The organism is Bacteroides timonensis (genome assembly GCF_000513195.1).
Classification (GTDB): Bacteria; Bacteroidota; Bacteroidia; order Bacteroidales; family Bacteroidaceae; genus Bacteroides; species Bacteroides timonensis.
The window spans coordinates 36,048-52,361 of the sequence record NZ_CBVI010000012.1 but is presented as its reverse complement, the minus strand read 5'-3'; the positions used below and the strand labels follow the sequence as shown (position 1 = coordinate 52,361).

At 45.2% G+C, this 16,314-nt stretch carries 11 protein-coding genes; all 11 read left to right on the top strand.

All coding sequences use genetic code 11. The features are described 5' to 3' along the window. Positions 1-6 precede the first annotated feature (6 nt). The 11 genes from BN161_RS03660 to BN161_RS03610 all read left to right on the top strand — a co-directional run bounded on the left by BN161_RS03660 (position 7) and on the right by BN161_RS03610 (position 16,300). Positions 7-2,175: an alpha-galactosidase gene (locus tag BN161_RS03660; protein ID WP_044263247.1), complete on the top strand. Its 2,169-nt coding sequence runs from the start codon at positions 7-9 to the stop codon at positions 2,173-2,175. 13 nt (positions 2,176-2,188) lie between these two features. After that, positions 2,189-4,231: a glucosidase family protein gene (locus BN161_RS03655; RefSeq protein ID WP_044263245.1), complete on the top strand. Its 2,043-nt coding sequence runs from the start codon at positions 2,189-2,191 to the stop codon at positions 4,229-4,231. 282 nt (positions 4,232-4,513) lie between these two features. After that, positions 4,514-8,623, top strand: a complete 4,110-nt coding sequence (locus BN161_RS03650) for a hybrid sensor histidine kinase/response regulator transcription factor (RefSeq protein WP_044263242.1) — start codon at positions 4,514-4,516, stop codon at positions 8,621-8,623. Positions 8,624-8,769: 146 nt separating this feature from the next. Further along, positions 8,770-10,608 carry a YVTN family beta-propeller repeat-containing protein gene (locus BN161_RS03645; RefSeq protein ID WP_052356166.1) on the top strand — a complete coding sequence of 613 codons (1,839 nt, stop codon included), beginning with the start codon at positions 8,770-8,772 and terminating at the stop codon, positions 10,606-10,608. 15 nt (positions 10,609-10,623) lie between these two features. Beyond that, entirely contained in the window at positions 10,624-11,781 is a 1,158-nt protein-coding gene (locus BN161_RS03640; protein WP_044263240.1) for a chorismate transformation enzyme, FkbO/Hyg5 family, read from the top strand. A gap of 33 nt (positions 11,782-11,814) precedes the next feature. Continuing rightward, entirely contained in the window at positions 11,815-12,495 is a 681-nt protein-coding gene (locus BN161_RS03635) for a cupin domain-containing protein (protein ID WP_044263237.1), read from the top strand. Between the two features lie 23 nt (positions 12,496-12,518). Next, positions 12,519-12,836 (top strand): VOC family protein, encoded by a 318-nt coding sequence (locus BN161_RS03630; protein WP_044263235.1) that lies wholly within the window; start codon positions 12,519-12,521, stop codon positions 12,834-12,836. A gap of 20 nt (positions 12,837-12,856) precedes the next feature. After that, a complete protein-coding gene (locus tag BN161_RS03625) occupies positions 12,857-13,864 on the top strand; it encodes a dihydroxyacetone kinase subunit DhaK (RefSeq protein ID WP_044263234.1) in 1,008 nt (335 codons plus the stop codon). A gap of 3 nt (positions 13,865-13,867) precedes the next feature. Beyond that, a complete protein-coding gene (locus BN161_RS03620) occupies positions 13,868-14,482 on the top strand; it encodes a DAK2 domain-containing protein (protein WP_044263232.1) in 615 nt (204 codons plus the stop codon). A gap of 25 nt (positions 14,483-14,507) precedes the next feature. After that, positions 14,508-15,383: a 3-hydroxy-5-phosphonooxypentane-2,4-dione thiolase gene (gene lsrF / locus BN161_RS03615; RefSeq protein WP_044263231.1), complete on the top strand. Its 876-nt coding sequence runs from the start codon at positions 14,508-14,510 to the stop codon at positions 15,381-15,383. A 20-nt stretch (positions 15,384-15,403) separates the two neighbouring features. Further along, positions 15,404-16,300 carry a beta-propeller domain-containing protein gene (locus BN161_RS03610; RefSeq protein ID WP_209441884.1) on the top strand — a complete coding sequence of 299 codons (897 nt, stop codon included), beginning with the start codon at positions 15,404-15,406 and terminating at the stop codon, positions 16,298-16,300. Positions 16,301-16,314: the final 14 nt, after the last annotated feature.

Here is a 16,314-nt window from a genome sequence, read left to right as displayed (position 1 = left end):
AAGATTATGAAGAATATATTGACGACCTGCTTATTTCTCTGCCTTCTCCTCACGGTGCATGCAGCGGACAATCCAAATGTGAAGAAACTCTTCACCGTTACATCCGGCGAACTAAAACTGACCTTCATGGTGGGTACGGACAATCGCCTTTACCAATTGGGTTTTGGAGATGCTGCCCGTGAAGTAGAGCCTCCAGCTAAGATACCCTCACGTGAATGGGAGTTTCTTCCTCCTTATGGAAACGGTGTCCTGACAGAACCGGCTATTCAGGCAACTCACGTAGATGGAAATACATCTACGGAACTTCACTACGCCGGACATCGTACGGAAGCCTTGGCACAGGGTATCGAACAAACCGTTATTTCACTGAAAGACCCTGCCTATCCTTTCACCGTAGATATCTATATCAAGTGCTATGCAGACAATAGCATGATGGAGATATGGAATACTGTTACGCATAATGAGAAAGGTAAAGTCATTCTGCATCGTTTTGCTTCTGCTGCCCCGGTGGTAAAGGCGAAAGAATACTGGCTCACTCAATTCTCCGGTAACTATAAGCGCGAGGCAACCCTCAATGAAGAACGCCTTTCGGAAGGAGTCAAGATTCTGGATTCCAAATTAGGCATCCGTGCGCATCAGATGCGTATTCCTTCTTTTATCCTCTCACTGAACGGACCGGCTAAAGAAAATGAAGGCGAAGTACTGGCTGCTTCTTTGCGTTGGAGCGGCAGTTTCCAATTTGCTTTTGATGTGGATTGGAACAAGAACCTGCGTTTACTGACCGGTATGAATCCTTTGGGCTCACAGTACAATCTGGAGCGTGGCGGCACATTTACTACACCCGCCATTCTCTACACGTATAGTAAGCGGGGTAAGGGAGAAGCCAGCCGTCGTTTCCATCGTTGGGCCATGGCAAATGCCATCCGCAATGCAGAAAAGGACCGCCCTGTATTGCTGAACAACTGGGAGGCCACGCACTGCGATTTTGATGAAGACCGCCTGAAGCAACTCTTTGACGGTGCCCGCCAGGTAGGTGCTGAACTTTTCTTATTGGATGACGGATGGTTTGGTAATGGACCTTATTCTCGTGATGATGATAAGCATGGTCTGGGAGATTGGGATCCTTCTACCAAGAAGTTACCAAAAGGTCTGTCATATATTGCCAAAGAAGCATTGAAGCGTAAAGTTGGCTTCGGTATCTGGCTGGAACCCGAGATGGTGAATCCTCAGAGTGAACTTTATCAGAAACATCCGGATTGGATCATTACTCAATCCAAGCGTGAACCGATATTGGGTCGCCATCAGGAAATACTGGATCTCACCCGTCCCGAAGTACAGGCTTTTGAATGGGATATTATCGACAAAACCTTGCGGCCTAATCCGGATATCACTTATGTGAAGTGGGACTGTAACCGTTACATCACCCAACCCGGATCTTCTTATTTGCAGCCTGCCGATCAGAGTCATCTCTGGATAGACTATAACTGGGCGCTTTACCGTCTGATGGATCGCTTTGCCAAAGGCTTCCCCAATGTGATGGCCATGCTTTGTGCCGGCGGATCGGGACGTGTGGACTATGGCGCAATGCCCTATTTCCATTCCTTCTGGCCCAGTGACAACACAGACCCGTTGGGACGTATCAAGATACAATGGGGCTTCTCGCATTTCTTCCCTGCAAATACGATCTCCGCTCATGTGACTCGTATGGGTAAGCGTCATTTGAAGATGGCAATCGATGTGGCATTGAGCGGTGCATTCGGAATAGACTTGGCATTGGATAAGGCTACGGCTGAAGAACGGGCGCAGATTGCCGATGCTGTGAAATTGTATAAAGAACGCATTCGTCCGTTGGTGATGCATGGTGAACTTTATCGCCTGGTTTCTCCCTATGAGTCCTCATTGGCTTCTTTGAGTTATGTTTCAACAGATAAGCAAAAAGCAGTCGTTTACTTCTACCAGACTAAAGATGGTAATGAACCCCGGGTAATGCTTGGTGGCCTGGATGCCCATAAAAAATATCGTGTGGAGGAAGTAAGTCTGGCAAAGGGAATGGCTTCCCGTTTCCCTGCCAATGGTAAGGTATTTACGGGAGCGGAACTGATGGAAAAAGGTCTGGAGAATCCATTGAATACCCAGTTTGAGAGTGCAGTATTGATATTAATAGCTAACAATTAAACACAATAACCTTATGAACCTGAGAAGAACTTTATTACTTTTCTCTTTCATCTTTGCCGGCTCGCTGGCCATTGCACAACCGAAAGATCGTTGGACTATTCAGGATGATGGAGCTATTCGCTGGAATATCAATGATAATATTCCACATGACGATCATCTGGAAATGAGCGGGCAACAACTTTCCGTTGTCCTTCGGTACGGTGTGGATGCACAGAAGCGTTTCCATCTGAACCGAAGTCTTGTTTTCCCTATGCTTCGTATGCATCCCAATAAGACACAGAACAATCTGAAGCAGCGTTTCGATGTGAATATTCCCGCTTTGGTGACGGTGGACGATCAAACCCTGCTGAATGAAGAAGTACGTGATGTTACCTTCAATGGCATTATGCGTGTGGAAAGTAGTTTTGGTTATATTTACCGGCGTAAGGAACTGAAAGATGCCGTGCAATTGACGCGTGTACTCTATCCCTCCACCAATGCCGCGCGCTATTGTGAAGAATATACTTTCAAGAATAGCAGTCCGAATCAGATAACGCTGCGAGTGCCTGAGTGGAACGTAACATATACTACTCCTGAGGAAGCCGGTGTATATGGTGCTTATTGCATCGAAGCCGGTCTTTCCAAAAGTGGTGTCTTTGTTTTGAAACCGGGAGAGACGCTTGAGTTTTATGCTGTCTTTTCCGGAAAGAAACAGGCGGATGCTTCGTCCGGACGAAACGATGCCGGTCTTTCACACATCAACATTCTTGGTGAACGTGCCGCGCGTGAAGCGCTTATCAGTCAGTGGTGGAGCAATCTGGTTTTGGACACACCCGATCCCGTGCTCAATCGCATGTTTGCCTTCGCCAAACTACGTGGTGCCGAAAGCATCTACCGCACGAAAGGCGGATTGATGCATGGTCCAGGTGGTGAAGCCTATTATGCGGCTGTCTGGGCTAACGACCAGGCAGAGTATATCAATCCTTTCTTCCCTTTCCTGGGTTATGAGATTGGTGATGAGTCCGCATTGAACTCTTTCCGCCACTTTGCCCGCTATATGAATCCGGAGTATAAACCTATTCCGAGTTCCATCATCTCCGAAGGTGTCAGCTTCTGGCATGGTGCCAAAGATAGGGGAGACGGTGCGATGATTGCTTACGGTGCCGCACGCTATGCGTTGGCTCGTGGAGATAAGGCGGAAGCGCGTGAACTGTGGGCTCTGATCGAATGGTGTCTGGAGTATTGCAACCGTAAACTAACTCCCGCCGGCGTGGTTGCATCGAATTCGGATGAATTGGAGAACCGCTTTCCGGCTGGTGATGCAAACCTCTGTACCTCTACGCTTTATTATGACGCTTTGCGTTCAGCCGTTATGCTGGGACGTGAATTGGGAGTATCGGCAAAGCAATTGAACACGTATCGTGATCAAGCGGATGCTTTAGAGAAAGCCATAGAAAAACATTTTGGTTACGAGATAGAAGGTTTCCACAGCTACCGTTATTATGAAGGTAATGATATCCTGCGTTCCTGGATTTGTATGCCTCTTGTTATGGGGATTTACACCCGTGCGCAAGGCACTATTGATGCTCTCTTCTCACCCCGCCTATGGACGGACGATGGGTTACTGACGCAAGCCGGTACCGAAACCTTTTGGGATCGTAGTACTCTCTATGCCCTGCGTGGCACCATTGCAGCCGGAGAAGTGGAGAAAGGTATGAACTTTCTTAAGAAGTATTCACATCGCCGTTTGTTGGGCGATCATGTGCCTTATGCCATTGAAGCGTGGCCCGAAGGAGATCAGCGTCATCTCTCCGCTGAAAGTGGATTGTATTGCCGTATCTATACCGAAGGACTGTTCGGCATCCGGCCCACAGGATTGCGCAGTTTCGAGATGACACCCCGTTTGCCGCAGGAGTGGGAGTATATGAATCTGAATTGTGTACGTGCTTTCAATTCGGAGTTTGATATTCGTGTATCCCGTGCAGGAAAGAAACTGCATGTAGAAGTCTTGAAAGGTGGCAAGCCCATATTAAGGAAGAATATAACGGAAGGTGTAGCAGTGAGGGTGAATCTATAATGTATGCAGGATAGATAAGTGTAAGAGACATCTTATCATCAATACCGATGATGTCTACAATCATTGGCATTGATTCCTACAATCATTGGCATTGATTCCTACAATCATTGCCAATGATTCCTACAATCAATACTATTGATTGTAAGTTCTGTCGTAACTTCTGATAGTATGGGTTTACCACTGACCCTTGCTCGTCTTATTCTATTTCCATACCTTTCTGCACTATATCCTATGTTATTTCTACGCTTTTCTTATTTTTGTGCAGTAAATATATCTATACTGATGAAAAGGAAAATATTGTTGACTTTATTAGTCTGCTCATTTTCAGTCTTGTACGTGTGGGCAGAACATTCTAAATATTCATTCTACTACAGCCAGAAACTGAATGAAGGGATTTCCCAACTCTCCGTGATGACCATTTGCCAGGATACCCGGGGATACCTTTGGCTGGGGACGCGTAATGGACTGAATCGTTATAATGGCAGTGAATATACCGTCTTTCGCCATCATCCGGGGGACTCATTGAGTTTGGCAGACAATGAAGTCAATGAAATACGCGAAGATCATAGCAAGAATTTATGGATAGCTACCAGTCGGGGATTAAGCCGGATGTGCCTTCGTACGGAACGTATCCGCAATTATTTTAATGTAGATGGACTCTCCAGTGCAAGTATCCTTTCTCTTTTAGTTGATAGTTCCGGCAAAGTATGGGTGGGTACCCGTAGCGGGCTTTGTTGTTATATTCCCGAACAAGACAACTTTAAAAGGGTGGAGTTTGTGGAAAATTTCAATAGTTCCGTCACTGCCTTGATGGAGGATAAGGCAGGTAACTTCTGGATAGGTACGGCAGTGAACGGAGTTTACCAGTGTAACAAACAGATGCAGGTGATGAATCATTATGACCGTCGTGCCGGTTTACCGGACAATAGTGTTTCCACTCTTTATGAAGATTCTTATCATCGTATCTGGGTCGGTTGTCAATTTGGAGGACTGAACCGCATTGATGTCCGTAACCATAAAATAACTTCTTATACATCTGCCAACAGTGGTCTGAAGAATAATTATGTCCGCTGTCTTGCCGAATGGGATGGAGAGATGCTGATTGGTACCTTTGATGGTATTTATGCTTATGCACCGTTGAAAGATCAGATTCGTAAAGTGAGCAGTTATGACGAACCCGGACGTGGCTTGGGGCATTTTTCCATTTATGCTTTTTGTCGTGACCATACCGGTACGTTGTGGATTGGTACCTTTGCCGGTGGCGTCACTTGGCTGAGTTCGCTTACCGACCGCTTCATTCATCATACTCCGGGAAAGGCGGTGAATCAGCAAACGGGAATCTATGGAACGGCTTGTGTCGATAAACAGAAAAATTTATGGATAGCTACTGAAGGGTATGGATTGCTCCAATACGAAATCTCGACAGGAGAGGGAAACTTTTACCTGATTGATAAGGAGAGTTATTCCGTGCATAATTCGAATGTTATCAAGACGGTATATGCTGAGGATGACTGTATCTGGTGCGGTACGGTATTGGGTGAGGTCTATCGTTTTGATCTTGCTACCCGGCGTTTTTCTTTATTCTATAAATATCCCATAGAACTTGCTGTTTATGGTATTGTGCGTGATGCAGACGGTAATTTATGGGTAGGAACTTCAAAAGGTGGATATGCACTGACTTGTTTTACTCCTGCCGGTGAGCGGAAGACTGAATTTACCGGACCGAAAGGAGAGAAATTGCACTTCTCTTCCGTTCGTTGCATGGCAGAAGAGAGTCCCGGTGTGTTATTGATAGGTATGCGTTCTGCCGGACTATACCGTTTTAATACCCGTACAGGTGAAATGACCGTATTTCGTACATCTCGACCGGAACAGGAAATGCAAATTCCAAGTAACTATATATCTTCCATATTATCAACCAGATCCGGTGATGTATGGGTATCTACCTATGGAGGCGGTATTTTCCAACTGGACAAACGTGGTGGTGTGCTTCGCCGGGTAACAGAGAAAGAAGGATTGATGGGAGAGGATATTTGTAAATTGCTGGAGGGAGCGGATGGAAATCTATGGATGAGTTCGTTGCAGGGTATTTCCTCTTATTCTCCATCTACCGGGGAGATTAAAAACTTTCCATTCAATAATGGTATTCATTTGCGTGAGTTTACGTATCGGGGTGGGGTAGCCATGCCGGACGGTACATTGTGTTTTACCGGCAATGATGGCTTTATCACTTTTTATACGCCGGAGATGCCGATGAATCGTTTTGTACCGCCAATAGTATTGGAAGACCTGCTGGTGAATAATCGTGTGGTGCGTACAGATGATGGAACAGGAATCTTGAATGGGTTGCTTAATGAAACGGAGGGTATCAATTTGCAGTATAATCAGAATAATCTGGCAATCAATTATAAAGCGTTGAATTTCATCAATCCGGAGATGAACCGGTATGCCTATAAATTGGAAGGATATGATAAAGACTGGAATCATGTGGGAGAACGCAGCACGGCTTACTATACCAATCTGCGTCCCGGCACCTATCTTTTTCATGTCAAGGCTTGTAATAACGATGGGGTATGGAATGAGGAGGGGAAAACTTTGAAGATTGTCATTACACCACCTTTATGGGCTACCTGGTACGCTTTCCTGATTTATGGACTATTGCTGATAGGAGTGTTCTACGCAATATTCCATTATTTTAATGCCCGTCGCCGCTTGCGGGAAAGGCTGCAAATGGAGCAGAAAGAGAAACTGCAACAGGAAGAGTTCCATCAGGCAAAGATGCATCTGTTCACGAATTTCGCCCATGAGCTACGTACTCCACTGACGCTGATCATCACTCCTTTTGAAGAGCTGGTGAAGCGGATGGATATGACTATGGAACTGCGGGATAAGCTGATGGTCATTTATAAAAATGCCCAACGGCTTCTTTTATTGGTCAATCAACTGATGGACTTGCAGAAAAACCAAAGTGGTACGATGGAATTGCAAGTCACGGAGAATAATGTATATGAGTTTGTTACGGAGATCTACTGTGCGTTCAATCAGATAGCGCAAACCAATGAAATCACTTTCACACTGGATTGCCGGGACCGGGAGTTCCAGGCCTGGTATGATAAAGTGCTGCTTGAGAAGGTCGTATTCAATTTACTGTCCAATGCATTCAAGTATACTCCTTCCGGCAAAGACGTACGTATGTCAGTAGATTGCATTTCTGTCGGAGAGTTGGAAGAATCGTATCGAAAGGAAGTAGCTCCTTCTGCCCTGTATATGATGTTGAAGGTTGTGGATGCCGGTTGTGGAATCCCACCGCAGGAACGGGATAAGGTGTTCACACCTTTCTACCGGGTACCTGAAACGTCAGGGGTAAATGTACCGGGTACAGGCATCGGGCTTAGTCTGGTATATTCCATTGTGAAGCTGCATAAGGGAGTGATCCGTATTGAAGACCGGGAAGATGGGACGGAAGGAGCACGGTTCATTGTTCTGCTGCCTGTTTCCCGTGAAGCTTTCACAGAGGAAGAGACGGATTCCATGCCTGTGGAAACGATTGGCGATACGGCATTTGCACAGCCGGTGGAGAAACCGCAAACATCTCCCATTGGAGAAATAGCATCCAAAAAGCCGGTGGTTCTCTTGGTGGAAGATGACAAAGACGTACGGGATTACCTACATAAGTCTTTGGAGAATGACTATGAGATCATTGAAGCGGCAAACGGTATCAAAGGATATGACAAGGCGGTACAGTTCTTTCCTGATTTGGTGCTGAGCGATATTATGATGCCTAAACGGAATGGGCTTGAACTCTGCTCCATGATTAAGAATGATATCCGTATCGGACATATCCCGGTGATACTGATGACTGCACGCTCCATGGTGATGCATATAAGGGAAGGTTTTGAGGCAGGGGCGGATGATTACGTGATTAAGCCTTTCAGTATGGATGTGCTTCGGATACGTATTCAGAGCCTGTTGCAGTCGAGGGAACAATTAAAGAAACTGTATGGCAAACGCTTCTCGCCCGAAGTGGTGGGTGTAAGTACCACTTCGGCGGATGAACGCTTCTCACAGAAACTGTATGAGATTATTGAGAAGAATATATCTGACCAGAATCTGGGTATAGAGATGCTTTGTGACCAGATCGGCATCAGCCGCGCTAATCTTTATCGCAAAATCAAAGCTATATCCGAGCTTTCGCCCACGGAACTGATACGCAATAAGCGCCTGGAGGTGGCATTGCGCTATCTGAAGGAAACGAATATGAGCGTTTCGGAAGTGGCAACTTTGTTGGGATTCAACAGTCATTCCTACTTCTCCAATTCGTTTAAAGCGTTCTATGGGTTCACACCTACGGAGTTCGTACAGATGAACAGTGCGAACAAAGAGAAGATGTAAGATGAAAAATAAGATTTAAGGCGGAAAGGAGTTTCCGCCTTTTTTGTCTCAAACGATTCCCACTACCGTCTCAAAATACTCACTACATTTGTTTTGAGACATTATTGCAAGTCAATGATACACGATTGATAACCCTCAGACCAGTGATGCCCTATCTTTGTGATGTGAAAAACAAGCTTAATTCAATCACTATGAAGTATAAAAGTCGTAGCATCGCAAAGGTTATAGTGCCTGTGTTTTTAGTGGTATCTCTATTTGCATTTACTACTCATTCCACGGAGCAGCCGGAAGGAACTCCATTGTTTATAACGGGTATTACTCCTTATAAATCCGGAATGATCGTATCTCAGAAAGGTATTCAGAAGGTTTCTATTTATTCATCAGATTATAAAGAACGCTTGCAAGAGTGGGAACTGGATGAAGTCCCTACCGGAGTTGCTACAGATGGAGATCAGATTTATGCAACGGTGGCAGGTGAACATAAGAATGGTGTTTATTTCCTGTCGGCTTCCAATCCTTCGGAAAAAGTCTTTGTGGAAACAGCATCCGGTGCCTGCGCTCCGTTGGTAAATGCGGGTAACGGCAAGTTATATATTTGCAACCAGTTTGCCGGCACAGTGTCAGAGTTGGATAAGAATGGAAAGAATGTGATAAGAACGGTGAAAGTATTGCGTGAACCGAAATCTGCTGTTTTTGATAAAGAAGGAAAACACTTGTTTGTTACCAATTTCCTACCTATGCAACGGGCGGATATAGATACTGTAGCTGCTTGCGTATCAGTGATTGATATGAATAGTTTCCGGAAGATAAAGGATATTCAACTGGCCAATGGAAGTAATGCCTTGCGTGGAATGTCGCTTTCTCCGGACGGGCGTTATTTGCTGGTTACTCATAATCTGGGTCGTTTTCAGGTTCCGACATCCCAGTTGCAACAGGGCTGGATGAATACCAGTGCCATCAGTATCGTTAATCTGGCTACTCTGAACTTTGAGGGTGCCGTGTTGCTGGATGAACCGGAACGGGGTGCGGCAGGTATATGGGATGTGAAGTGTACGGATGATAAGATTGTGGTCAGCCATTCCGGTACCCATGAGGTCAGTGTGATAGATTATCCCGCATTTATTCAGAAGTTTGAGCAGTATCCTCAAAAGGATGCTTTGGCATATGATTTACGCTTTTTATATGGTATGCGTAAACGTGTAGCGTTGGTAGGCAATGGACCGCGTTGTATGATGCTGAAGGACGGAACGGCTGTTGTTCCTACTTATTTCTCTGATACATTGAATATCGTGGACTTGAATACGGCAAATGTTCAGTCGGTTGCCATGGTGAAGAATCGTACGGAGAACAGAATACAGCGTGGTGAGAAATACTTCAATGATGCGGAACATTGTTTTCAGAACTGGCAGTCGTGCAATGGATGCCATCCGGGAGATGCGCGTATGGATGCCATGAACTGGGATTTGATGAATGACGGCATTGGTAATTCAAAGAATTGTAAGAGCCTGTTATTCTCCCATGTCACTCCGCCGTGTATGATTTCCGGTATTCGTGCTCATGCTGAGATAGCTGTTCGTGCCGGATATAAGCTCATTCAGTTCAGTGATCTGCCGGAAGAGTTTGCAGAGTGTGTGGATGAGTATCTAATGTCATTGAAACCGGTTCCCAGTCCGTATCTGGTAAATGGCGAACTTTCGGAGAAGGCTAAACGGGGGCGTAAGGTTTACGAAAAGTTTAATTGCGACGAATGCCATTCCGGTCCTTATTATACGGATATGAAGATGCACCGCATCGGTGAAGATATCGAATTTGAGAACGGGTGGGACACTCCGACACTGCGTGAAGTCTGGCGTACGGCTCCTTATCTGTTTGACGGACGTGCTGCCACTATGGAAGAAGTGTTCACGGTACATAAGCATGGTATTGAAAAGAAAATATCAGCTAAAGAAGCGGAAGAACTTGCCGAATACGTGAATTCACTTTAATAGAATAAAAAGATCATGATTACACACGAAAATATAGAGATTATCCATTATTTCCTGTTGGTTGACAAAGCTCCCTTTAAGGTGATGTTGGCGCAGCTATTGGCGAAATATAAAGCTATTCATATTCCTGTACGTATAGTGATATTCGATGCGCCGATGGATAATGAAGAATATGTAGCCCGTTTTGCTTGCATCAGGAAAGCAGTGAAAGAGCTTTTTAAAAAGAAACAACCTTCCGTAAGCTATGTGGCACAACCTCCTCAGAGTATGGGATTGGTGATGGAAGTGCATGAAATACAGTTGACAGAGCAAGATCATGTTGAATATCGGATGCAGGAGGATTTACCTTATATCACTATCGAAAGAGAAGGCTGCAAACGCTTGTTTCTAAGCGGCGTGACAGGGGATGTGTTGCATCAAAGTATCCGTGAGCAATCTCATGAAGTATTCTCCAAGATAGCCAGGGTATTGGAAACGGAAGGTATGCCGGTTTCCTCAATCATACGTCAATGGAACTATATTGAAAAGATAACAACCTGTGATGCAACCGGACACCAGCATTATCAGGATTTCAATGATGCACGTTCGCTATTCTATAATGATGTGGAGTGGACTACCGGTTATCCGGCTGCTACCGGTATCGGGACTCAGTGGGGCGGCATTATGATTGATGTGGATGCCTTACTCTGCAAAGATGGAAGTGTCCGGGTTCTTGGAGTGGATAATCCTTTGCAGATTGCCGCTCATGCTTATTCACAGAATGTATTATTGGGAGAAAAAGATGCAGCTCTTCCTCAAAAGACCACTCCGAAGTTCGAACGTGCCAAGGCTGTATGGAAAGAGGATCATGGTTTCGTATACGTATCGGGTACAGCCGCTATTCGTGGTGAACAGAGTCTGGAAGGCGTTGGTATTGAACAGCAAACCCTGACTACCTTGGAGAATATAGAATATCTGGTATCCCGTGATAACCTCAATCGTTCCGGTATTCCTGCTACGGAGAATGCTACCCCTATCACCTTCCGCGTGTATGTGAAACGTTGGGAGGATATGGAAAAAGCAAGGCAAGTAGTGACAGAGCGATACCCCGATTTACCTGCCATCTATACTTTAACCGATGTATGCCGTTCGGAACTACTGATAGAGATAGAAGGAATGGGAGTGCTTTGCTGAGGCTGATTATTAACCATTAAAATAGATAAATACATGAGATTAAAAAAAGTATTAACCCTGGCATTAATTGCCGCCTGCGGTATGGGATTCGTTTCTTGTACGGCAGAATCTAAAAAAGCAGAACAAGTTATGACACAAGAAAAGGCAACGTATCAGAAGAAGTACACGAACGCTGACTTCTACAAAGACGGAAAGTTTGATCAGGAAGCTGCCAAGAAGGCATTCCTTGACATGTTTGAATTTTATGGTGTGCCTTACACTCCGCTGATGGAGAAAGATATCTGGTTTACAGATTTCGGTTTGGGTGACTTTGAGAATGTAGGTATGGGAGGCATCTTTTGGGTAAACGATCCTGAATATGGCTATTTTGCACATGCTATTTATTTGTTGCCGGGACAGATGATTCCGGAACATGCCCATGTAAAAACGGCATTCCCGGCAAAACACGAGTCATGGATGGTAAATCACGGCTGGGTTTATAACTTCTCCGAAGTAGGAGAGGAGACTCCGAATGCTCCTGCGGTTCCGGCATCTCACGGTCCTATCAAAAGCAAGAATTTCGTGAAGCAGAATGTGGGTGATGTCCTTCGTCTGAAAGAACTGGGTACTTTCCACTTTATGATGGCCGGTCCTGAGGGAGCCATTGTAGATGAGTGGGCATGTTACCATGATAACGATGGTCTGCGTTTCACTAATGGACAGGCTGCTTTGTAAATCATTCAATAATTAAGAATACCATGAGAAAGATTAATCATTTTGGAATACCGACCACTACACCGCAACCGGGTGAGATATATGTGGAAGGATTAAAAGTATGGCTGACTAACTTTAATGAAAGCCCCAATAAGATAGAATACTTGCGTTTCGAAGAAGGCAGCTGGATGCCTGAATTGATTCAGAAAGTAGCGCATATCGCTTACGAAGTCGATGATCTGGCAGCCGAATTGGAAGGTGCAAAAGTATTAGTTGAACCGATGCCGGGCGGAGAGAATCTGACAATTGCTTTCATTGAAGAAGAGGGTATTGCTTTGGAGTTAATGCAGTTTGATAAATAATCAATTAGTAGAAAGAAACTATGATGAATAAATTCATAAATGATCCGGATAATCTGACAGCTGAATTGCTGGAAGGATATGTAATGGCTTATAGTAACCAGGTAGCCATCGGCGGAGAAAACATTATTGTGCGTGCACATGCGAAAGCAGAAGATAAAGTAGCTGTGATCACTTTGGGTGGTTCCGGTCATGAACCCGCATTAAGCGGCTTCGTGGGCGACGGAATGTTGGACTGTTCTGTAGTCGGTGATATTTTTGCTGCTCCGGGTGCGCAACGCTTGTTCCAGGCTTTGCAGATGTTCAAACGTGAGGCCGGTATCTTGCTTGTGGTGTTGAACCACTCCGGTGATATCATGAGTGCAAACATGGCATGCCAGTTGGCTGAACGTACCGGTATTAAGGTCAAGACTATCTTAACGCACGATGATATCAGTGCCGGACTGGATGCACCGGATGAAGATCGTCGTGGTCTGGCAGGTTGTATTCCTTTGATCAAGATAGTTGGAGCTGCCGCTGAAGAAGGTAAGTCACTGGACGAGATTATTGAAATAGGTGAACGTTTCAATGCACGCTTGGCTACGTTGGCAGTGGCTATGAAGTCTTGTACCCATCCGCAAAACGGCATGACCATCTCCGACCTTCCGGACGGTGAAATTGAAATCGGTATGGGGCAGCATGGAGAAGGTGGAGGCGGTCGCAAGCAACTGGTTTCTGCCGATGAAACAGCCGAAGAAATGATTGGTTTGCTGATGAAGAAGCTACAGCCGAAAGCCGGTAACAAGGCTCTGTTAATTATTAACGGTGTAGGGGCAACTACGCACATGGAGATGAATATCGTTTATCGCAAAGCTCATCAGGTGTTGGAAAATGCCGGTATCGAAGTGGCTGCCGCCCGTATCGGTGAGTTGTTGACTGTTCAGGAACAAGCTGGTTTCCAAATGATTCTTGGTTTGCTGGATGACGATCATATAGATTATCTGAATAATAAAATGTCTAATGCTCCTTATTGGACCACTATCGGTAAGTAAGAGATGGATAAACTGACTATAGATGATTTCAAGAAGATGCTTCGTAATGCGCTGGTGTGCATTACGGAGCGCTCCGATGAATTTTCAAAACTGGATGCGGTATTGGGAGATGGCGACCATGGAACAGCTATCGTTCAATCCATGTCCGCTCTTGTTGCTACGGCTGATAAGGGCACTGAATTTAAGTCGATGCTGAATGATATGAGTTTTAACCTGATGCTTGAAATCAGCGGTTCGACCAGTACCTTACTGGGGGGATTCTTCCTGGGAATGAGCGACCATGCGGAAGGTACCGAACTGGATGTGGCAGGTGTAAAAGCTATGTTTGCAGGTGGACTTGAAGGTGTGAGAAAACAAACAAAAGCAAAACTGGGAGATAAAACAATGATGGATGCCCTGATACCGGCGGTGGAAGCCATTCAGGCTTGTGATTCTGCTGATGTGAAGGCTATTCTGACAGCGGGTGCCGAAGCAGCTGTGAAAGGTGCTGAAGCTACCAAAGAAATGAAGGCAAACTTCGGACGTGCCCGTAATTATGGCGAACGCTCTATCGGGTACGCGGATTCCGGGGCTTCATCCTGGTCGTGCATGTTTGATGCGTTCGCAAAAGCTTTATAATAAATAACTAATGAAAAGATAAGAAATGGCTGATTTAGATGATTTAAGAGAAGGCTGCAATTTCGGTTTGGGGGTAGCTTCTACTAATAATAGTTTTCATGTAAAAGGAGCGGAACATCTTCCGTGGGGTATGAAGGATCGTTTATCGCGTATCTTCAATCCGAAGACAGGCAGAACCGTGATGCTGGCGTTTGACCATGGTTTTATTATGGGACCGACATCCGGTTTGGAGCGTATCGATTTGAACATCGTTCCGTTGATAGAATATGCAGATTGCCTGATGTGTACACGCGGTATTCTTCGTACGGTAATACCGCCCAGTACCAATAAACCTGTTTGTCTTCGTTCGGATGCCGGCACTTCTATTCTTACAGAACTGAATGACAATGTCTTGATTGACGTTGAAGATGCGATACGTATGAATGTATCGGCCATGGCAATCATGCTGTCTATCGGAGATGCAGCCCACGAAGCAAAAACGGTTGCCAACCTGTACAAGGCAGTAGATAAAGGTACCCGTTACGGAATACCGGTGATGGGAGTGACGGCCGTTGGTAAAGATATGGCACGTGATGCCCGTTATTTCGGTTTAGCTTCCCGTATCGCTGCCGAGAATGGAGCGAATATCGTGAAGACCTATTATTGTGATGGTTTTGAAAAGGTAGTGGCAGCATGTCCTGTTCCTGTGGTGATTGCAGGTGGAAAGAAACTTCCTGAACTGGAAGCGTTGGAGTTGTGCTATAAGGCAATCAGCGAGGGGGCTTCCGGTGTGGATATGGGACGTAATGTGTTCCAGTCGGAAGCGCCTGCCGCTATGATACAGGCCGTTCATGCAGTGGTACACGAAAACCTGAAACCGGAACAGGCATTCGAACTGTTCAATGAACTGAAGAATAAGTAACACTGATTACAAAAAGAATGATGAGGGTTTATATAATTATTTGGATCATTCTTTCCATGGGATTTCGGGCGGCAGCACAAGATAAACTCTTGGTTGCCGGTTCCGGAAATCCGAATATTCTGCTGCTGGATAAACAGACGGGGAAAGTGGAATGGCAGCATGCCTTGGAGAAAGGGGAAGAATGTAATGCGGTTGCTTTGACCCGGAAGGGAGAAATCTTGTATTCGTATAAGCGGGGAGCAAAACTCGTGACATGGGACCATAAGGTGGTCTGGGATTATAAAACACCGGACAAGACGGAATTACAATCAGCTACCTTGTTGCGGAACGGTGGCGTGTTATTGGGAATATGTGGTGTTCCTGCCCAATTCATAGAATTGGATAAGAAAGGTAAAGAAATAAATAAAGTAACATTGAATCTGGAAGTAGAAAGACCCCACAGTCAGTTCAGACAAGTATTCCAACTCCGGAACAGTAATTATCTGATACCGGTAATGGCAAAACAGAAAGTGCTGGAAGTAAGCCGTAAAGGGAAGATCATCGCTGAACATCAGATTGAGGGCAAGGCATTCTCGTCTCTTGAACTTCCTGATGGAAATCTGCTGTTGCCTTGTGGAGACAATCATTGTTACATCGTGATCGACCGCAAGACAGGCGAAGAGATGAAACGGGTAAATGCACTGGATATTGAAGGAGTTGCTTTATTGTTTGTAGGGCAAATCCTGCAATTGAAGAATGGGAATCTATTGATTTGTAACTGGTATGGACATACGAAAGATGCCACGGTGGATGAACCGCAATTGATAGAGATAGATAAAAACGGTAAAGTGGTGTGGAGCTTGCATGATAAGAAGAATGTCGGTAAGATATCCGCTGCCTGCTATATAGACAATTTCCGCTTACCGAACTTAAAATAGGAGATTAACTTTAG

Bases quoted from the DNA above. Each gene is read 5' to 3' on its own strand.
- BN161_RS03630 (WP_044263235.1), top strand. From the start codon at position 12,519: ATGAGAAAGATTAATCATTTTGGAATACCGACCACTACACCGCAACCG.
- lsrF (WP_044263231.1), top strand. From the start codon at position 14,508: ATGGCTGATTTAGATGATTTAAGAGAAGGCTGCAATTTCGGTTTGGGG.
- BN161_RS03650 (WP_044263242.1), top strand. From the start codon at position 4,514: ATGAAAAGGAAAATATTGTTGACTTTATTAGTCTGCTCATTTTCAGTC.
- BN161_RS03620 (WP_044263232.1), top strand. From the start codon at position 13,868: ATGGATAAACTGACTATAGATGATTTCAAGAAGATGCTTCGTAATGCG.
- BN161_RS03640 (WP_044263240.1), top strand. From the start codon at position 10,624: ATGATTACACACGAAAATATAGAGATTATCCATTATTTCCTGTTGGTT.
- BN161_RS03655 (WP_044263245.1), top strand. From the start codon at position 2,189: ATGAACCTGAGAAGAACTTTATTACTTTTCTCTTTCATCTTTGCCGGC.
- BN161_RS03625 (WP_044263234.1), top strand. From the start codon at position 12,857: ATGATGAATAAATTCATAAATGATCCGGATAATCTGACAGCTGAATTG.
- BN161_RS03660 (WP_044263247.1), top strand. From the start codon at position 7: ATGAAGAATATATTGACGACCTGCTTATTTCTCTGCCTTCTCCTCACG.
- BN161_RS03610 (WP_209441884.1), top strand. From the start codon at position 15,404: ATGAGGGTTTATATAATTATTTGGATCATTCTTTCCATGGGATTTCGG.
- BN161_RS03635 (WP_044263237.1), top strand. From the start codon at position 11,815: ATGAGATTAAAAAAAGTATTAACCCTGGCATTAATTGCCGCCTGCGGT.
- BN161_RS03645 (WP_052356166.1), top strand. From the start codon at position 8,770: ATGCCCTATCTTTGTGATGTGAAAAACAAGCTTAATTCAATCACTATG.